This is a genomic window from Microbulbifer sp. TYP-18, from assembly GCF_040932045.1.
Classification (GTDB): domain Bacteria; phylum Pseudomonadota; class Gammaproteobacteria; order Pseudomonadales; family Cellvibrionaceae; genus Microbulbifer.
Window position 1 is genome coordinate 511,227 of sequence record NZ_JBFRBC010000001.1, and the last position, 18,144, is coordinate 529,370.

The window sequence follows — 18,144 nt, forward strand, 5'->3', positions numbered from 1 at the left end:
CATCTAACGGTTCTACTACCCGAGGTTAGACATCTCTATGGATACACTGGAGAACATCAGGCAGCAGATTGCCGACAACAGGATCCTGCTGTACATGAAAGGCAGCCCCAACGCCCCCCAATGTGGCTTTTCCATGCGCGCCTCCCAGGCATTGATGGCGTGTGGCAAACGCTTTGCCTATGTGGATATATTGTCCAATCCGGAAATTCGCTCCGAGCTGCCCAAGTATGCCAACTGGCCGACTTTCCCACAGCTGTGGGTGAACGGCGAGTTGATCGGCGGTTGTGACATCATTATGGAGATGTACGAGAAAGGTGAATTAAAGAGCCTGGTCGACGAGGCTTCCACCGAGGGTGAAGGTGAAAGTGGCGACTGACAGGTTGCGTAAAAAAACTTTGCCCGGCTTTTCTCAGCCCTGGATTGTGGTGCATGCCTGCAAATCCTTGGCGGCAAGCCAAGCCGTTACCGACTTGATTTAGGAGCCGGATATTCTGTTAGGGACAGCAAATTGTCAGGCGTTGTATTAAAGCAAAAAACCGCGGTATTACCGCGGTTTTCTTCTGGCAGATTGTTGAAAAAGGCATCCTGCCTGTGTCAAAACACGAAAAGCAAAAAATGTGTTTTTCACTTTTCTCCCAAAATCAACGGCTTAGGCATCGCATTTAATCCGAGGCTTTTTCCATTTGTGTTTGCAGATAATTCTGCAGGCCGACGCGATCGATCAACTCCAGTTGGGTTTCCAGCCAGTCCACATGTTCTTCCTCGGACTCGAGAATGTCCTGCAGAATTTCGCGGCTGCGGTAATCGCGTACAGACTCACAGTAGGCGATGGCGTCGCGCAGGTCCGGGATGGCTTTGGATTCGAGTTTTAGGTCGCATTTGAGCATTTCTTGAGGATTTTCCCCGATTAGCAGCTTGCCGAGGTGTTGAAGATTGGGAATACCCTCCAGAAACAGGATGCGCTCGATCAGCCAGTCGGCGTGCTTCATCTCATCAATGGATTCGTCGTACTCTTTTTTGCCCAGTTCTTTCAGCCCCCAATTGTCATACATGCGGGCATGCAAAAAATACTGGTTGATGGCTACCAGCTCGTTGCTTAAGGCCTTGTTCAGATGTTCGATAACTTTGGGATCGCCTTTCATCGCTTTCGCTCCTGTGCGCCCGCAGGTATCTATTTTATCCGCGGGTCATTCCTAAAACTTCTAATATGGCGTCCTGCGTAGCGCGAAATTTCTTTGGGGTAATTCGCTGATCCGCAGTTCGAGGCCACGAGTTTGCGTCGCGATGGCTGGCAAGTCAAGCGCACTTGAAGCCTGCAGATAATGGGTTTAAAGCAAACTTGGAGCTGAAGCCAAACGAAAATGATTCCGTTTTATAAGCCTGTTTTTTTCTTGATTGCGTCTGTAAGCCACCCTTTTTGCGAGTCGTCGGCTGCTAGTAAAAACACTGGCGGGATTAATCCGATACGTCTTCTATTTTCTGCGATGGTTTTGGACTCATCGGTGGAGCGGCGCGCAAATATTTTGCTTTAAGGAAAGTTGCAAACAGCGCCGCGAAAGCCGGTGCCACTGCCTGCGGATGGAGCCATTAGGGCACTGTCGTGACATTGTCGAGGGGACCTTCAAGGCGCAGCAGCGGATAGTGGGAAGAGGGGCAGTGCCACTGGTTAACGCCCTGGACGCAGTTTTCTGTTGGCTGGGGGTGTGGGGGAAAAGTGCCGAGGCTTGGGCAGGGAAATCTGTGGAACTCTATCAGGCGTTGAAATTCGAAGAATTTCAACGCCTGATACCGGAATATGGATGTTCCGGCAAAATCGGCGACGCCCAAATCGTTGATTTTGGGAAAAAAGCGAAAATCACATTTTTCGCTTTTCGTGTTTTGAAACAGGCAGGATGCCTTTTTCAACAACCTGCTATAGAGCGTAATGGGCGGCCGGCAAAGATCAGCCGGCCGGGTAGAAGAGGCCGTCGTTGTTGGCGGACATCAGGCTGCCGGTCATGGCGTCATCGATAATTTCCTGGGCCAGTTCGGCGCAGCGGCCACACTGGGAGGAGACCCCCAACTGGTGACGGAGTGCTTTCACCGAAGTGGAACCATCATAGATGGCTTCCTTGATCTGGCGGTCGGTGATGCCTTTACAAATACATACGTACATAGTCGGCCGAGTCCAGGAGCAGAAATTGAGTAAATTTTAGGCTGCGCAGATCTTATTACAAGTGAGAATGAGTGTCAATAAGATTTCGTTGTCGCCTGAGTTTGATTCTAGTGACCCATCAAGCCAATTGCCCTGGCTCTCTCTGACCGAAAAGTCACTAAAAGTCCGACTTCACTATCGTCGTCGCTATCGACATGATTTAAAAAATTAATAGGACGGATAGGGTGGCGTGTGTATCATAGTCGGCCGCTATCGAAAACTATTCACTTTATAGCGACTGTGTATAAATTGATCACTGCAGCAGGGCCCCGGGCTGGGAGGCGATGATTCGCCACAGAGCCCGGGGCCCTGCTGTTGTTTTGTTTATTTAACCAATCATTGGAACGAGGAGGTTCTTATGGCAGTTCTGGTAGGCAAACCGGCTCCGGACTTTACTGCGGCTGCGGTGCTGGGTAATGGCGAGATTGTTGACAGCTTCAACCTGGCTGAAGCCATCAAGGGCAAGAAGGCAGTGGTATTCTTTTATCCGCTGGACTTCACCTTCGTCTGCCCGTCCGAATTGATCGCCTTCGATCATCGCTTTGAAGAGTTTCAAAAGCGAGGCGTGGAGGTGATCGGTGTTTCCATCGACTCCCAGTTCTCCCACAACGCCTGGCGCAACACCTCGGTGAATGAGGGCGGTATCGGTGCGGTCAAGTACACCCTGGTGGCCGACCTCAAACACGAGATCTGCCAGGCCTATGACGTGGAGGCGGAGGCTGGTGTCGCCTTCCGTGGCTCCTTCCTGATCGACGAAGAGGGTGTGGTCCGCCACCAGGTGGTCAACGACCTGCCACTGGGCCGCAATGTCGACGAAATGCTGCGTATGGTTGACGCGCTGGCGTTCCATCAGGAACACGGTGAAGTCTGCCCGGCGGGCTGGCGCGAAGGGGACAAGGGAATGAATGCCTCTCCACAAGGTGTGGCCGATTACCTGAGCGAGAATGCGGACAAGCTGTAACACCACAGCTGACCACAAGGCCATTTAGGGTGCCGGAAGTGCCCGGCCATTCAGGTTCCAAAAGACCGCCGCAAGGCGGTTTTTTGTGCCCGCAAAAGCGGTCAGGTACGCAACGGTCGGTGCGGTGGGCGCGGATCTGGAGGAAGAGAGGCAGCAGAGCCATGCCCGCCGGGGTTTCTGACCCGGGGCGTGGTACAGAAGGCGCGAGAGAATTTTTTCGCAGGCTGCTAGTCTTACTGTCATGTGTAGTGTTGCCGGGGCGGCGTGAAGTACGGCATGAAAGTTTTATTTCCCCTTATTGTATTCGCCCGCCGGCGCTGGTGCGGACTCGGGCGGGTTTGCCTGGTGTTGTTGCTCTGTGGTGCCGGCCCGCTTGTGAGCGCGGGGGATCTGCGCGGCAGTGCCAAGGAATTTGACCGCTACTTCCGCCAGTTGCTGAAAAAACAGAAGATCCCGGGTGCGGCCTATGTAATCGTGGACGGAGACCAGGTAGTCGCCATGGACACCTATGGGGTCAAGGTCCAGGGCAAGCGGGGCAAAGTCGATCTGGATACCGTGTTCCGGCTGGCTTCAGTCTCCAAGACGTTTGCTGCCAGTATGGCCACGGTACTGGAGCACGAAAAGAAATTCGACTGGGATGACCGGGTGGTGCGGTATGTTCCCGAACTCCGTTTCAAGACCCGTTCACTGTCGCGCCAGTTGCAGGTGGAGCATCTGCTCAGCCACTCCTCGGGCCTGACCCCCAACGCCTACGACGACTACCTGGAAGCCAACAAGCCGCTCAGCAAGATTCTGCCCAAGTTTGCCGATATAGATCCGCGCTGTGCGCCGGGCAAATGCTACGGCTACCAAAACGTCTTGTTCAGTCTGATCGAGGACGTCATTTTCAAAGCCACCGGTGTCAGCTATGAGCAGCAGCTGCAGGAGCGCTTTTTCGCGCCGCTGAAGATGGCGAATGCATCAGTCGGCTGGGAGAGTTTCATGGCCGCCACCAACCGCGCGGCACCGCATATCCAGACCGGTAAGGGCTGGCGCCCGGTGAAAGTGCGGAAGGAGTACTATCTCGCTGCGCCCGCCGCCGGCGTCAACGCCAGTATTGCCGACATGGCCCAGTGGCTGAAGGCGCAGATGGGCTACTACCCCAAGGTGCTGTCGCCGGAGGTCATCGACGATATGACCACCGAACGGGTGGAGACCAAGCGCCACATGCGCCACCGGATCTGGCGCGATCACCTGTCCCACGCCGGTTATGGCTTGGGCTGGCGGTTGTACACCCTGGGTGACGATCGCATCATCTACCACGGCGGCTGGGTGGCAGGCTTCCGCGCGGCGGTGGCCTATTCCGAGAAGCGCAAGGTGGGCATCGTTATTCTCATGAATGCGGAATCCCGGGTAATCGCCGACCTCACCGCCAATTTCGTGATCGACATTACCGGCAATGGCCGGCTGGCGCAGGCGATCGCCGCGGCAAAAAAAAGCCCCTGATGAGCCCATCTTCGGCGCCTGGCGCTTGAAACCATCGCCGGCGACCCAATATTGCCCCCTGTTACGAACTCATTGACAGGGGAGACAAGTTCCATGACCGTCGAGGCCCACAATAAAGAGAGCCACGGTTTCCAGACCGAAGCCAAGCAGCTGCTGCACCTGATGATCCACTCGCTCTACTCCAACAAGGAGATCTTCCTGCGCGAGCTGGTTTCCAATGCCTCCGATGCCGCCGACAAGCTGCGTTTTGAAGCGCTGGCCAAGCCCGAGTTGTTGGAAGAGGACCCCGAACTGCGAATCCGCATCGAATTCGACAAGGACGAAGGCACCATCAGTGTCACCGACAATGGCATCGGTATGAGTCGCGACGAGGTGATCGAGAACCTGGGCACCATCGCCCGTTCCGGCACCGCCAAGTTTATGCAGACCCTCACCGGTGACCAGCAGAAGGATGCCCACCTGATCGGGCAGTTCGGGGTGGGCTTCTACTCCGCCTTTATCGTTGCCGACCGGGTGGATGTCTACACCCGCCGCGCCGGTGCGGATGCCGACCAGGGGGTGCACTGGGAGTGCCACGGCGAGGCCGAGTACAGTGTGGAAACCGTGGAGTGGCCCCACCGGGGAACCCGTGTGGTGCTGCACCTGAAAGAGGATGGCAAGGAGTTTTCCGACGGCTGGCGCCTGCGCTCCATCATCAAAAAGTACTCCGACCATATCTCCATTCCCGTGGAGATGCTGAAAGAGCAGCCGCCCGCAGCCCCCGCCGCCGAGGGCGAAGAGGAGAAGAAAGAAGAGCCGGTACCCGAGTTCGAGGCGGTCAACGCGGCCCAGGCGCTGTGGACGCGCCCGCGCAGCGAGATCAAGCCCGAGGAGTACAAGGAGTTTTACAAGCACATCTCCCACGACTTCGACGACCCGCTGAACTGGAGCCACAACCGGGTGGAAGGCAAGCAGGACTATACCAGCCTGCTGTTTATCCCCGCTCGCGCCCCCTTCGACCTGTACCAGCGGGACGCCGCCCGCGGCTTGAAACTCTATGTGCAGCGCACCTTTATCATGGACGACGCCGAGCAGTTTTTACCGCTGTACCTGCGCTTCGTCAAAGGGGTGCTGGATTCCAATGACCTGCCTTTGAACGTATCCCGGGAAATCCTGCAGAAGGACCGCAATACCGACGCTATCAAGAGCGCCCTGACCAAGCGCGTGCTGGATATGCTGGACAAGCTGGCGAAAAAGGATGCAGAGCAGTACCAGAAATTCTGGGATCTGTTCGGCAACGTCATGAAAGAGGGCCCCGCGGAGGATTTTGCCAACAAGGAGAAGATCGCCAAGCTGCTGCGCTTTGCCTCCACCCACAACGACGAGCCCAAGCAGGAACAGTCCCTGGAGCAGTATGTAGAGCGCATGAAGGAGGGGCAGAAGCATATCTACTATGTGGCCGCCGACAACTTCGCCACCGCCAAATCCAGCCCCTATCTGGAAGTATTCCGCAAGAAGGGTATTGAGGTATTGCTGCTCACCGACCAGGTGGACGAGTGGTTTATCGGCCATATGAACGAGTTTGACGGCAAGCCGTTCCAGGATGTGGCCAAGGGCGCTCTCGACCTGGGCGAGGCCGAAAGTGAAGAGGACAAGGCCGAGCGCGAAGAGGCGGAGAAGTCCGCCGGCGCGCTGGTCGAGCGGGTGAAAGAGGTGTTGAAAAGCCGTGTCGAAGAAGTGCGCGCCACCACCCGACTGGTTGACTCCCCCGCCTGTCTGGTCGTGAGCGATCAGGATATGGGGCCGCAGATGCGCCGCATCCTCGAGCAGTCGGGGCAGTCGCTGCCGGATGCCAAGCCGATTTTCGAGCTCAACCCCAACCACCCGCTGGTGCAGCGCCTCGATCAGGAGCAGGACGAGGACCGGTTCGCCGATCTCACCAACATCCTCGTGGACCAGGCCAATCTGGCCGCCGGCAACCAGCTGAACGACCCGGCGGACTATGTGCGCCGTCTGAACACACTGTTGCTGGAGTTGAACGGCTAGAAAAGCCACCGAACTGTTGCAGGCGGCCTTTGGCCGCCTTTTTTTTGTGCATTTTTTCTGCTGAAAATTTGTACGACCTGATGGAAATTTGGTGTGGTTTGATCGCCAAATAGCCGCAATGTGTATTATCTCCCTCAGTGCGTTGGGCTGGCCTCTGAGTCCCCTTATAATCCGTCCACTGAGAGAATTTGTCCCCACTATTTCCCGGTTTCGTATGACACAGACGGAAGCTTCTTCACCTCTCGCCATCGCCGTCCTGGGCGGAGGCAGTTTTGGTACCGCGATCGCCAATATTGTCGCCGGCAACGGCCACGACACCCGCCAGTGGATGCGCAATCCCGACCGGGCGGAGGCCTGTCGCCAGCTGCGCGAGAACCGCTATTACCTGCCCGGCGTGCCACTGCACCCGGAACTCGAGGTCACCAGTGAGCTGGAACAGGCCCTGCAGGGCTGTCGCATAGTATTCGTGGCAATCCCCAGCAAATCCTTTCGGGAAGTGGTGCGACAGGCGGCACCGCTGCTGGCGCCGGGCACTTTGCTGATTTCCACCACCAAGGGTGTGGAGCACGACAGCTTCCGCCTGATGAGCGATATTTTGCGCGAGGAGACCAGTGAAATGCGCGTGGGGGTGTTGAGCGGCCCCAACTTCGCCAAGGAGATCGTCGAGGGCCACTATACTGCCACAGTGGTTGCCTCGGAGGACCCGGAGCTCTGTGACAGCATTCAAACGGTCCTGCACTCGGAGACTTTTAGGGTTTACTCCAGCGGTGACGTCTTCGGTGTCGAACTGGCCGGGGCGCTGAAAAATATCTACGCCATAGTCACCGGCATGGCCGTGGCCCTGGAGCGCGGACAGAACACCATCAGCCTGCTTATCACCCGCGCCCTGGCCGAGATGATGCGCTTCGCTGAGGCTATGGGTGCGGACCCGATGACATTTATCGGCTTGGCCGGAGTTGGCGATCTGATCCTGACCTGCTCCTCCGACCTCAGCCGCAACTACCGGGTTGGATACCTGGTGGGTCGCGGGCGCCCGTTGGAGGAGGCCGTCGCAGAAATCGGTCAAGTTGCCGAAGGAGTGAACACCGTTCGTCTGATTAAACGCAAAGCAGATGAATTAGGCGTCTACATGCCCTTGGTTTCGGCGATTCACGCCATATTATTTGAACAGCGCCAGATACCCGCGGTGATCCGCGAGCTGATGTCCGGCGCTCAGACCTTTGATGTGGCCTATTCGGCAAAACCTTGATGGAAGCATGCACATGGACAATGAAAAACTGAAACAAAACCTCACTTCCGGCAACCACTGGATTCGCCTTTTGTACATGATACTGTTCGCCGTTCTGCTGGAAATCACCGGCCTGGTGATGCTGGCGGTGGTGGTGCTGCAGTTCCTGTTTTCGATTTTCACCGGCGCGCCAAATGACAACCTGCGCCGCCTGGGGGACCAGATAGCCTCCTATTTTTTCCAGACCCTGCAGTTCATGGTCTACAACACGGAAGACAAGCCCTTCCCATTCTCCGAATGGCCCGAGTCGGACATCGACGATCTGTCCCGCTACGGCAATGCCCAGGAGATCGATGGCGAAGTCATCGCCGAAGCCGGGGAAGAGGATGAGGTCATCGAGCTGGGCGACGACAAGCCGGAAGCGGACAAGCGCAGCGGTGATACCAAGTCCGACAGCGGCGACGCCGACAAGAGCCAGTAGCCGGTCCGGTTTCGCGGAGGTCAGCCATGCAACTGTTTATCCTGCGCCACGGCCAGGCGGAGCCACTGGAGCTGGATGACGCCGCGCGCCAACTGACCGCGCGGGGCCGCGCCCAGGTGAATTGGGTCTGCGATCGGCGCCGGCGCGAGCTGGCCTCGGTGCGCACCATCTGGGCCAGCCCCTACCAGCGTGCGCGGCAGACTGCGCAAATTGTCGCCGACCACCTGCAACTGCCGGTGCACATCCAGGAGCTGCTGACCGGCGATACCCCGCCACAGCGGGTTCTGGAGGCCCTGGCCGGGGCCGGTCCCTTCCCGCTGCTGCTGGCCAGCCATCAACCCCTTGTGGGCAGCCTCGTCAACGGCCTGTGTGGCAGTGGCGGCGCCCACCCCATGGGCACCGCCAGTCTCGCCTGTTTGAGTGCCGATGTCTGGGCAAACGGCTGTGCCGGGCTGGACTGGCTGCAACACGCTGAACCCTGAGCGCTCCCATCATTTCCATCAGTGCCGCTGAACCGCATTGTCATTGCCGCCGGGGCGCCGCTGCGGCAGCATCCAGTCGGTTTCCTTTGAGTGTTGCCGGTTTATGACGCAGTCCCCCCGTGAGCTTGTCCTGGAGTTCGATCGCAAGACCATCGCCGCACGACAGTGGGGCCCTATGGACGGCGTTCCCGTCATCGCCCTGCACGGTTGGCTGGATAATTGCGCCAGTTTCGATCGGCTGGCACCGCTGTTGCGCGAGGTCAAACTGATTGCGGTGGACATGGCCGGCCACGGCCGCAGCTATCACCGTAGCAGGGATGCCAACTACAACATCTGGGAGGAAGTAGAAGATGTAGTGGGCATCGCTCAGGCCCTGGGCCTGCGCCGCTTTTCTCTATTGGCCCACTCCCGCGGCGCCATTGCCGCCATGTTGACCGCCGGTGCCTTCCCCGATCGCGTGGAGCGGCTCGCCCTGATCGACGGGCTGGTGCCCCCGCCCATAGACAGTAGTGAGGCACCGCAGATTCTCGCCCACGCCGTGGCCCAGCGCACCCGCTACGGTGCCCGTAAACCGCGGCGATTCGACAGCCTTCAGCAGGCAGTGGAGGCGCGCAGGAAGGGCATCTTTCCGCTCTCCGAACAGGCGGCGCAGCGCCTCGCTGAGCGGGGCACAAAAGCGCTGGATGATGGCTTCACCTGGAGCAGCGATCCGCGCCTCATGGCCACCTCCACCGCCAAGCTCACCCGGGACCAAGTGGCCGCGTTTCTGGACCGCACCCGGGAAGTACCCATTCGCCTGGTACTGGCCAGGGACGGGATCGCCGACATGATCGAGCGGCTGCGGCCGCTGCTGGAGCGGTATCCCCATATCGCCGTACGGGAGATGGCCGGCGGGCACCATTTGCATATGGAAGCGGCGGGGGCCAAGGCCGTAGCGGATTGGTTTGGCGCTTTTTTGCGTGGTGAAGAGGGTGGGCGATAAAGGTTTATCGGGGTTGTCCGTTGATAGTGCGAACGAACCCTAAAACGGCAGCCGTTTGGAGTAGCAGTTGGGGTCCATCTCCCGCACTTCCACCGTGACCGCCGGCACCCCATCGGCGAATTGGCACAGGCAGTTGAATATGGATGAACTCAGAGTCTCGCGTTCCCGGTCACTGAGACCTTCCAGCAGGCGGATTTCCGCGTGAATAAAACAGCCGCCGTTGTCGCCGGCGATAAACTGCCGGTAGGGCAGGGCGCGGGTCTTGATGGTGTGGGTGGCGAAGAGCCCCGAGTGATCCATCGCCTGCTGGGCGTTGCTCACCAGAGCGGCGATGGAAACCCGCTCCTCCAGCTTCTGCGCGTATTCGATCACCAGGTGGGGCATGAGCTTACTTTCCTGCCGGGGCGCTGGCACGCCACTTCACTGTACCAGACAGTATAGCCCCTAGCGGATCAGGGACAGGAACTCGTTGCGGGTCGCCTGCTGGCTGCGGAAAGAACCCAGCATGGCAGAGGTTTTCATCACCGAATTCTGCTTTTCCACCCCGCGCATCATCATGCACATATGCTTGGCTTCAATGATCACCCCAACTCCTGCGGCACCGGTGACTTCCAGGATCGACTGCGCGATCTCCACCGTCAGTTGCTCCTGAATCTGCAGGCGTCGGGCGAACATATCCACGATCCGCGCCACCTTGGACAGACCCACCACCATGCCATCCGGTACATAAGCCACATGGGCCTTGCCGATAAAAGGCAGCAGGTGATGTTCGCACAGTGAGTAGAGCTCGATATCCTTGACCAGCACCATCTCGCTGCAATCCGATGGAAACAGCGCACCATTGACCACTTCCTCCACCGTCTGATGGTAACCCCGGGTCAGGTATGCCATCGCCTTGGCGGCGCGTTCCGGGGTATCCACCAGGCCCGGACGTTGCGGATCCTCGCCGATTGCCTCGATAATTCGCGCATAGTGTTCGTTCATCTGGTCCTGCTTCCCATTTTTCGGCCCGAGGGGCGGGTGCGCTACCCTAAGCTTTTGTCACCCTGGAGTAAAGGTCCGCCGTCGAACCGGCCGGCCGCAGACTCAGTGGCACAGGGTACAGCCGGGTGGATTTGGGGTCGAACCGCAACAATTGGGGATAAGAGTGATGATAGAGAAGCGCGAGGCCAACCTGCACGAGCTTTGCACCCTGCTGGATTTCGTTCGCTGGGGCGCCAGCCGCTTTGCGGAGGCCGGCCTTTATTTCGGCCACGGCACCGACAACGCCTGGGACGAAGCCCTGTTGCTGGTGATGCACACACTGCACCTGCCCCCGGACAGCAAACCCGAGGTGGCCCAGGCGCGCCTCACCATGGACGAGCGCCGCGAAGTCATGGCGCTGCTGGAGCGGCGCGTCCACGAGCGATTGCCCGCCCCCTACCTCACCCATGAAGCCCACTTTGGCGGCCTGACTTTCTACGTGGACCACCGCGTGCTGGTGCCCCGCTCGCCGATCGGCGAGCTGATCAGCCGCGACTTTCAGCCCTGGCTGCAGGTGGAGCCGCTGTCCATCCTCGATCTCTGTTGCGGCAGCGGCTGTATTGGTATCGCCTGCGCCGCCGCCTTCCCCGGCACGCGGGTGGACCTGGCCGACATTTCCAGCGATGCAGTTGAAGTGGCCCAGATCAACATCAATCGCCACCAGCTCAACGAGCGGGTGCGCGCCCTGGTCTCCGACCTGTTTGCCGGCCTCGAAGAGTGCAGCTATGAACTGATTGTGTGCAATCCACCCTATGTGGATGCGCAGGATCTGGCCCGGATGCCGGCGGAATACCGCGCCGAACCGGAGATAGCACTGGGGTCCGGTGACGACGGACTCGACTTTACCCGCCGCCTGTTGTGCCAGGCCGCCGAGCATTTGCAACCTGACGGCATTCTGGTGTGCGAAGTGGGCAACAGCCGGGAAGCGCTGGAGCAGGCTTTCCCCCAGGTGCCCTTCCTGTGGCCGGAATTCGAGCAGGGCGGCCACGGCGTCTTTATTATCAGCCGCGAAGAGCTGCTGGCCTATCAACCCTATTTCACCGCCGGATAGAGTTGCATTTGGCCACTGGAACCCCGAGCGCAGCGGGGTTCGCTCCTCTATAATGCGCCAGCGGCTGCACATTCCCATTTAGCCGCCACTTACGGAATTGATTTATGTCGGGCAACACCTTTGGCAAATTGTTTTGCGTCACCACTTTCGGCGAAAGCCACGGCCCAGCACTGGGTTGCATCGTCGACGGCTGCCCCCCCGGCCTGGAGATCAGTGTCGAAGAGATACAGGCAGAGCTGGACCGGCGCAAACCCGGCACCTCCCGCTACACTACCCAGCGCCGCGAGCCCGACGCCGTCCAAATCCTTTCCGGCGTGTTTCAGGGCAGGACCACCGGCACCCCTATAGGGCTGCTGATTAAAAACACCGATCAGCGCTCCAAAGACTATACCGACATCGCCGAGCAAGTGCGCCCCGCCCATGCGGACTACACCTACTGGCAAAAGTACGGGGTGCGCGACTATCGTGGCGGTGGCCGCGCCTCGGCGCGCGAGACCGCCATGCGGGTCGCCGCCGGTGCCATCGCCAAGAAATGGCTCAAACAGCGCTATGGCATCCAGGTGCGCGGCTACTTGTCCCAGTTGGGACCCATCAAAGCGGAGATGCTTCAGTGGGATCAGATTGAGCAGAATCCGTTTTTCTGCCCCGACGCCGACAAGGTGGCGCAGATGGAAGCCTATATGCAGGCGCTGATCAAAGAGGGCGACTCCATCGGCGCGCGCATTTCAGTACACGCCTCCGGGGTGCCCGCCGGCCTCGGCGAGCCGGTATTTGACCGTTTGGATGCGGATCTGGCCCAGGCGCTGATGAGTATCAACGCGGTAAAGGGTGTGGAAATCGGGGCCGGGTTCGCCAGTGTGGAGCAAAAGGGAACCCAGCACCGGGATGAGATCACCCCCGAGGGCTTTCTTTCCAACAATGCGGGCGGTGTACTCGGCGGCATCTCCAGCGGCCAGGAAATCATCGCCCATATCGCCCTCAAACCCACCTCCAGCCTGCGGATTCCCGGCCGCAGCATCGATGTTCATGGCAACCCCATCGAAGTGGTGACCAAGGGCCGCCACGACCCCTGCGTCGGCATACGCGCGACTCCCATCGCCGAAGCAATGATGGCCCTGGTGCTGATAGACCACACACTGCGCCAGCGGGCCCAGAATGGTGATGTAGAGCCCGGAGTCGCCACTGTCGGTTGAAGTACAGGCGGCCGGGGATAATAAAGTCCTCGAGCATTGGTATTATTCCGTTAAGGCAGTAGGTATTGCTGCGTACGAAAGCCTGAAGTCTCCGAAAGTAAGTTTTGGTGGAAGCAATGAATAGATGGATACTGCTGCTTGGTACTTTTATGGTCGCTTCTTTTAAATGTGTTGGTAAGGAGCGTAATGATGTAAGCTTTGAAGGATTAATTGCTAAACACTGCAAAGTTCAAAGTGCTCAATTTCTTAGTAAAGAGGTTTGTAATCTTGAAGAGTTGGAAAATGATGTAAAAAAATTTTTTTTGGATGAGGGGCATGATAAAGAGCTTAGTGCAACTCAATTGGAAATTTTGGTTTTAAAATTGGGAGTGGACGACTATTCTTTAGTTTTAGCAGATAAATACAGATCCGAAGGTAGGCCGTGTGAGGCAAAGAATGTCGTCGATGCTATGTTAAATCAAGACTCAGCATATTTGTATACACAAGGAATATATTATTATCAGGGTGTTTGTGTTGAGCCTGATCTAGAAACTGCTTATTCATTCTTTAAAAAAGCTGCGAGAATGGGACATTTAGATTCGGCATATAATATTGCTTTGATGAATTATTTTGGAAAGGGAGTTGAGCAAAATATTAAGTTTTCTGCGGAATTATTTGCGATTTTGTCTGCTTTTGAGCATGCAAAATCAAAGAATTTTGTGAATTATTTAATAGATAATAATTACGCTGATCGAAAAAATTTTTCTGACGCCGTAACTTCGAGAAAGCCCTTATATGAATTAAATAAAAAGCGTGATTCTAAAGTGGTTTTAGCGGGAGATCAGCTGAAGAGATTTTTGTTAGAAGGTGATATTAATGAACCTATCCCCTTTGATTCCTTGCTAGCCCCTATAGATATAAATGAAAATAAAAAATAAATTTAGAATTTTAGAGGTGAAGTAAAATTTTGATGCTATTTTCTTTGCGGTCTATGTTCAAAATTCTGTGTCAGCCAAGCAGCCCCATAGGCTGATGTATTTCTCTAATCGCTCCGGGAGATGAGTGGCTGATTTCGATACAGGCCAATCGACCTCTTCAGCAGCTCCGCCTCTTGCCCCCATGATACTTATAAAAAAAGCACCTTTTTTAGCTTGGCACTTGCCTAGAAACTCCGAGATGTCCACCCCTTTCGTTCTGACGCCGATGCCCTTGTCGGCTAGTTTGGGCCAAACTGGGACATTGGCGGTGAAGGGGTCACCGCTATAGATTGCGACTATACTCTACGAGTCGTACGATGGTCAGGATGGGGCGGAATAGGAGGTTTTGCCGGTTGTTGGCGTGTAGCATTTCACAGCGGCCGACTCCTTCATCATGAACGACTTTAGTCATGAACGGTACGATGGTATCCGTTATGGATAAGACGGAGGAATTCAAGAAATAACATGATACAATAAACGCCACAATTTTACCTCGACCCCAATAATTCAAACTGTAGGATTAGTTCTATGCAGGTTAGGTTCACTGATGTTGCAGGGTTTCTATTGGTATGCGTATTTATCTTGTCATCATGTCGTTCCTCTGAAATAGTTTTCTATGAACATGATCCATCAATAACATTCTATGAATCTTTGAACTTTTCTGCTGAAAATTTGTTGCCTTTTAGAGAAAATGATGTTTTGTTTGTTGTTGCTTTGAAGGAGGTAAGTAGAGAAGATTATTTGGTCTGGCTAGGCTTGTATACGCAGTCCCCTGGTAAAGCTGTAGTTGTTCATGAGGCGGCAATTAGTGGGGATTCTTGGAAAAAGCAAGGGGATATTAGTCGCAAGCTGGTTTTAGATAATAAAGTGGAAAATTCAGATTTGATGAAAACTAGTGTCCAGCTTTTTGACGTTAGGAGCGATTTGCTACAAAAAGTCTTAAGCTCTGAAGCTGATTTAACCCTGGATGTAAGCTATTCAATAAATGATATTCCTGGAGTCATGCATTTTAAATTGGTTCGTCGTACTGAAAAACATCCGGTCTTCTCTACCTAGAGTAAATTATTAAGAATTTTAGGGTCGGAGAAAAATCTTTCTGCTAGTTTATTGTCTTGCTCAATAATCCTCTTAGAATTAACTGAAAATAGAACTATGAAGAAGCGATTTTGCAGCCTACTGCTGCTTTCTGTTATAGCAACGGGTAATGTACAGGCCCTAACCAATTCTGCACCAGCTAAAATTTCACAGCTGACCATTGGCAGTAACTTTGCGCGGGTACAGTTGAAATCCATGACAGAGATGGAGGGGTGTTCGCAACAGCAATATTATATTCTGGATATAGCTGACAATAATACTTCGGCAATGCTGTCGGCCTTGCTGGCCATCAGGTCTATGGGCTCGACGGTAATTATCCAGGGTGACGGTTGTCTCAATGACTATCCCCTGATCAGTCATATCTATTATTAGCCCGGCAATCCAACTAAAGCCTTTAGCTGCCGATATAATTTCACCAAGGCGGACTGGCCCAAATACTCTCTGCTGCGCCTGCTGTTGTATTCCTGTGCGTTGTCACCGGATAGGTTAAAGAGTAGCTAAAGAGACTTAACCGGAACCCCGGTGATAGTGGCTTGACGCCTTTAGGCCACTAAGTCCGGAATAGTATTTTTACTCAACTCCTTTATCCGGCTTCTAGCCGTAATTGGCTAACCCAATTCGATCGTCCCTGTATTCCATAATATCCCATCCATAGAGGGGGCAATCGGAAATCCAGTCCTTGTGTGAGTGAAATTTAATCGGTTAGGCGGAATAACCATATAGAGGCGGGATCATTAAACGGGGCTCAAGAAGGGGACTGGCTGCGATAACGCCATCGGCGTCACAGCGGCCTTGCGCTGTTGTAAACTGGGGCGTAAAACCAATCCTGCCTGGGGGAGTTTCCATGCGTGCCTTGCTGCTACTGTCGTTGTTGCCTGTATTCCTGCTGGCCTGTGGTACGGAAACCGAGCCGGGTACCCGGCCCCTGAATGGGGAGATTAAACCCGCTTCCAGGGCGACAATTGCCCACAACCAGTCATTCGCAAAACAACTGCCCTTTGGCGATCGGGCGGATTTCCAGCTGGCCAGGCGTGGATTTATGGCAGCCATTCCCGATGCGCAGGTGAACGACGCTGAAGGTCGGGAGGTCTATGGCCTGGCCCGGATGCAGTTTCTGCAGGGGGAACCCGCGGATACGGTGAACCCCAGTCTTTGGCGCCAGGCCCAGCTCAATGCTCTTAACCAGGGTCTCTACAAGGTTGTGGACGGTATCTATCAGATACGTTCCCTGGACCTTGCCAATATGTCCCTGATCGAAGGGAAAAATGGTTGGATTGTTATCGACCCCCTGACCTCTGCGGAAACCGCGGCGGCGGGCCTGGCCCTGGCCAACCGGGTACTGGGGGAAAGGCCTGTGACTGCGGTGATCTTTACCCACAGTCATGCGGATCACTTCGCCGGGGTGACGGGTGTACTGTCCGGGGAGCAACTGGAAAGCGGGTCCGTGGACATTATTGCACCACAGGGTTTTACCGAGGAGGCGATCAGTGAAAATGTGCGCTCGGGCAATGTGATGCAGCGGCGGGCACTCTACCAGTTTGGAGATTTGCTGCCTTGGGGGGAGAAGGGCTTTGTTTCATCCGGTCTCGGCAACCGGGTCTCCGCCGGGGAGCGCGGAATCGCCAGGCCCACAATTTTGATTCCCGAGTCTGGCGCTGAGCTGGAGGTCGATGGGGTGGAAATGGTGTTTATCAATACTCCGGGGGCCGAAGCGCCGGCGGAGATGGTATTTTTCTTTCCCCAGTTCAAAGCCCTGTGCATGAGCGAGATTGCCAGTCATACCCTGCACAATATTTACACTTTGCGCGGGGCCAAGACCCGCGATGCCCTGGCCTGGAGCCGCTATATCGAACACGCCCTGGAGAGGTTCGGCGGACAGACGGAGGTGGTGTTCAGCAGCCATCACTGGCCCACCTGGGGCAATGATGAGGCGGTGGACTACCTGGCCGGGCAGCGGGACCTGTATAAATATATTCACGACCAGACTTTGCGCCTGGCCAACCATGGCCATGATATGGTTGAAATAGCCGAGCGGCTGGAATTGCCCGACAGCCTGTCCCGGGCCTGGGCCAACAGAGGCTATTACGGCACCGTCAATGTTGGCGCCAAGGCGGTTTACAATCACTACCTGGGCTATTTCGATGGCAACCCCGCCAATCTGCATCCACTGCCCCAGAGGGAGGCGGCCAGGCGCTACGTCGAGTATATGGGGGGGCGTGACGCAATTATGGCGCTGGCTCAGCGGGATTTTGCCGGGGGTGATTACCGCTGGGTCGCCACGGTATTAAAGCACCTGGTGTTTGCCGAGCCGGGGGATGAGCAGGCGCGCTATCTGCTGGCGGACAGCTTCGAGCAGTTGGGTTACCAGGCCGAGTCCGGCATCTGGCGAAACTTTTATCTTTCCGGGGCCAGGGAGTTGCGCCAGGGGGTCGATGTTCGTGAAGCCGTGTTACCCCCAGAGGAGATTGTCGCCCAGGTACCCCTGCAGTTATTGTTCGACGCCATGGCAGTGCGCCTCAATGGTGAGAAGGCGGCCAATACGGAGATTTTCCTCAATATCGATATGACCGATAGCGGACAGAAATATCTGCTGGTAGTGCAAAATGGAGTGTTGCATGGCTATCCGAATCGACATTCCGATGCCCCCTCAGCCAGCCTGGCCCTCAGCAGCAGGGATCTGCGCCTGATGTTTGGTGGGCTGGTAGGCGCCCCAGCCCTGATCGCGAAGGGTCGCCTGAAAGTAAGTGGCAATCCCCTGGCACTGGTTAAATTTGGCAGGCTGTTCGATCAGTTTGACCCGAATTTTAATCTTGTTACTCCCTAGCAGGTTGTTGGAAAAGCCCTCCCTGGCTTTCCTCAACCTGGGTTTGCGGCGCATGTCCGCAAACCCTCCACGACAAATCAAGCAGTTACATACTTGATTTGCGGCCCCAACATCCCTGTTCGGGACAACAGGCTGCTGAAAAAACTTTTTCAACAGCCTGTTAG

The 18,144-nt window shown here is 55.9% G+C and carries 18 protein-coding genes; 14 read left to right on the top strand and 4 right to left on the bottom strand.

The features are described 5' to 3' along the window. Positions 1–37: 37 nt before the first annotated feature. A complete protein-coding gene (grxD, locus tag ABVT36_RS01985; protein ID WP_368455014.1) occupies positions 38–376 on the top strand; it encodes a Grx4 family monothiol glutaredoxin in 339 nt (112 codons plus the stop codon). Between the two features lie 286 nt (positions 377–662). Here the strand turns inward: grxD and bfr are convergent, their stop codons facing one another. After that, entirely contained in the window at positions 663–1,142 is a 480-nt protein-coding gene (gene bfr / locus ABVT36_RS01990) for a bacterioferritin (protein WP_367152187.1), read from the bottom strand. Positions 1,143–1,942: 800 nt separating this feature from the next. Further along, positions 1,943–2,155, bottom strand: coding sequence for a bacterioferritin-associated ferredoxin (locus tag ABVT36_RS01995; protein ID WP_367152186.1), 213 nt, complete (start codon positions 2,153–2,155; stop codon positions 1,943–1,945). A 397-nt stretch (positions 2,156–2,552) separates the two neighbouring features. Between ABVT36_RS01995 and ABVT36_RS02000 the strand changes: the two genes are divergently transcribed. The 7 genes from ABVT36_RS02000 (at position 2,553) to ABVT36_RS02030 (ending at position 9,838) form a co-directional block, all read left to right on the top strand. Then, positions 2,553–3,155, top strand: coding sequence for a peroxiredoxin (locus ABVT36_RS02000; protein WP_368455015.1), 603 nt, complete (start codon positions 2,553–2,555; stop codon positions 3,153–3,155). 276 nt (positions 3,156–3,431) lie between these two features. Then, positions 3,432–4,640: a serine hydrolase domain-containing protein gene (locus ABVT36_RS02005; RefSeq protein ID WP_368455016.1), complete on the top strand. Its 1,209-nt coding sequence runs from the start codon at positions 3,432–3,434 to the stop codon at positions 4,638–4,640. Positions 4,641–4,733: 93 nt separating this feature from the next. Next, positions 4,734–6,665, top strand: a complete 1,932-nt coding sequence (gene htpG, locus ABVT36_RS02010; RefSeq protein WP_367152181.1) for a molecular chaperone HtpG — start codon at positions 4,734–4,736, stop codon at positions 6,663–6,665. Between the two features lie 214 nt (positions 6,666–6,879). After that, positions 6,880–7,914, top strand: coding sequence for an NAD(P)H-dependent glycerol-3-phosphate dehydrogenase (locus ABVT36_RS02015; protein WP_368455017.1), 1,035 nt, complete (start codon positions 6,880–6,882; stop codon positions 7,912–7,914). 13 nt (positions 7,915–7,927) lie between these two features. Further along, complete coding sequence (locus tag ABVT36_RS02020) at positions 7,928–8,374, top strand: DUF4389 domain-containing protein (RefSeq protein ID WP_367152177.1); 447 nt, start codon at positions 7,928–7,930, stop codon at positions 8,372–8,374. Between the two features lie 26 nt (positions 8,375–8,400). After that, positions 8,401–8,856, top strand: coding sequence for a phosphohistidine phosphatase SixA (gene sixA, locus ABVT36_RS02025; protein WP_368455018.1), 456 nt, complete (start codon positions 8,401–8,403; stop codon positions 8,854–8,856). 103 nt (positions 8,857–8,959) lie between these two features. Then, entirely contained in the window at positions 8,960–9,838 is an 879-nt protein-coding gene (locus ABVT36_RS02030) for an alpha/beta fold hydrolase (RefSeq protein ID WP_368455019.1), read from the top strand. A gap of 39 nt (positions 9,839–9,877) precedes the next feature. Here the strand turns inward: ABVT36_RS02030 and ABVT36_RS02035 are convergent, their stop codons facing one another. Further along, positions 9,878–10,222, bottom strand: coding sequence for a 5-carboxymethyl-2-hydroxymuconate Delta-isomerase (locus ABVT36_RS02035; RefSeq protein ID WP_368455020.1), 345 nt, complete (start codon positions 10,220–10,222; stop codon positions 9,878–9,880). A 60-nt stretch (positions 10,223–10,282) separates the two neighbouring features. Then, positions 10,283–10,822, bottom strand: coding sequence for a GTP cyclohydrolase I FolE (folE, locus tag ABVT36_RS02040; protein ID WP_368455021.1), 540 nt, complete (start codon positions 10,820–10,822; stop codon positions 10,283–10,285). 166 nt (positions 10,823–10,988) lie between these two features. On the opposite strand from folE, the gene prmB reads away from it, so the two are divergent. From prmB to ABVT36_RS02070, 6 genes are all read left to right on the top strand, one after another. Further along, positions 10,989–11,912, top strand: a complete 924-nt coding sequence (gene prmB / locus ABVT36_RS02045; RefSeq protein ID WP_368455064.1) for a 50S ribosomal protein L3 N(5)-glutamine methyltransferase — start codon at positions 10,989–10,991, stop codon at positions 11,910–11,912. A gap of 104 nt (positions 11,913–12,016) precedes the next feature. Next, the gene (gene aroC, locus ABVT36_RS02050; RefSeq protein ID WP_368455022.1) at positions 12,017–13,105 is read left to right on the top strand and encodes a chorismate synthase; all 1,089 of its coding nucleotides are present in this window, start codon (positions 12,017–12,019) and stop codon (positions 13,103–13,105) included. A 116-nt stretch (positions 13,106–13,221) separates the two neighbouring features. Beyond that, positions 13,222–14,022 (top strand): tetratricopeptide repeat protein, encoded by an 801-nt coding sequence (locus ABVT36_RS02055; RefSeq protein WP_368455023.1) that lies wholly within the window; start codon positions 13,222–13,224, stop codon positions 14,020–14,022. Positions 14,023–14,589: 567 nt separating this feature from the next. Then, on the top strand, positions 14,590–15,117 hold the full coding sequence (locus tag ABVT36_RS02060; protein ID WP_368455024.1) for a hypothetical protein: 528 nt from the start codon (positions 14,590–14,592) through the stop codon (positions 15,115–15,117). Between the two features lie 96 nt (positions 15,118–15,213). Further along, on the top strand, positions 15,214–15,528 hold the full coding sequence (locus tag ABVT36_RS02065) for a hypothetical protein (RefSeq protein WP_368455025.1): 315 nt from the start codon (positions 15,214–15,216) through the stop codon (positions 15,526–15,528). A 472-nt stretch (positions 15,529–16,000) separates the two neighbouring features. Beyond that, positions 16,001–17,980, top strand: a complete 1,980-nt coding sequence (locus ABVT36_RS02070) for an alkyl/aryl-sulfatase (protein ID WP_368455026.1) — start codon at positions 16,001–16,003, stop codon at positions 17,978–17,980. Positions 17,981–18,144 lie beyond the last annotated feature (164 nt).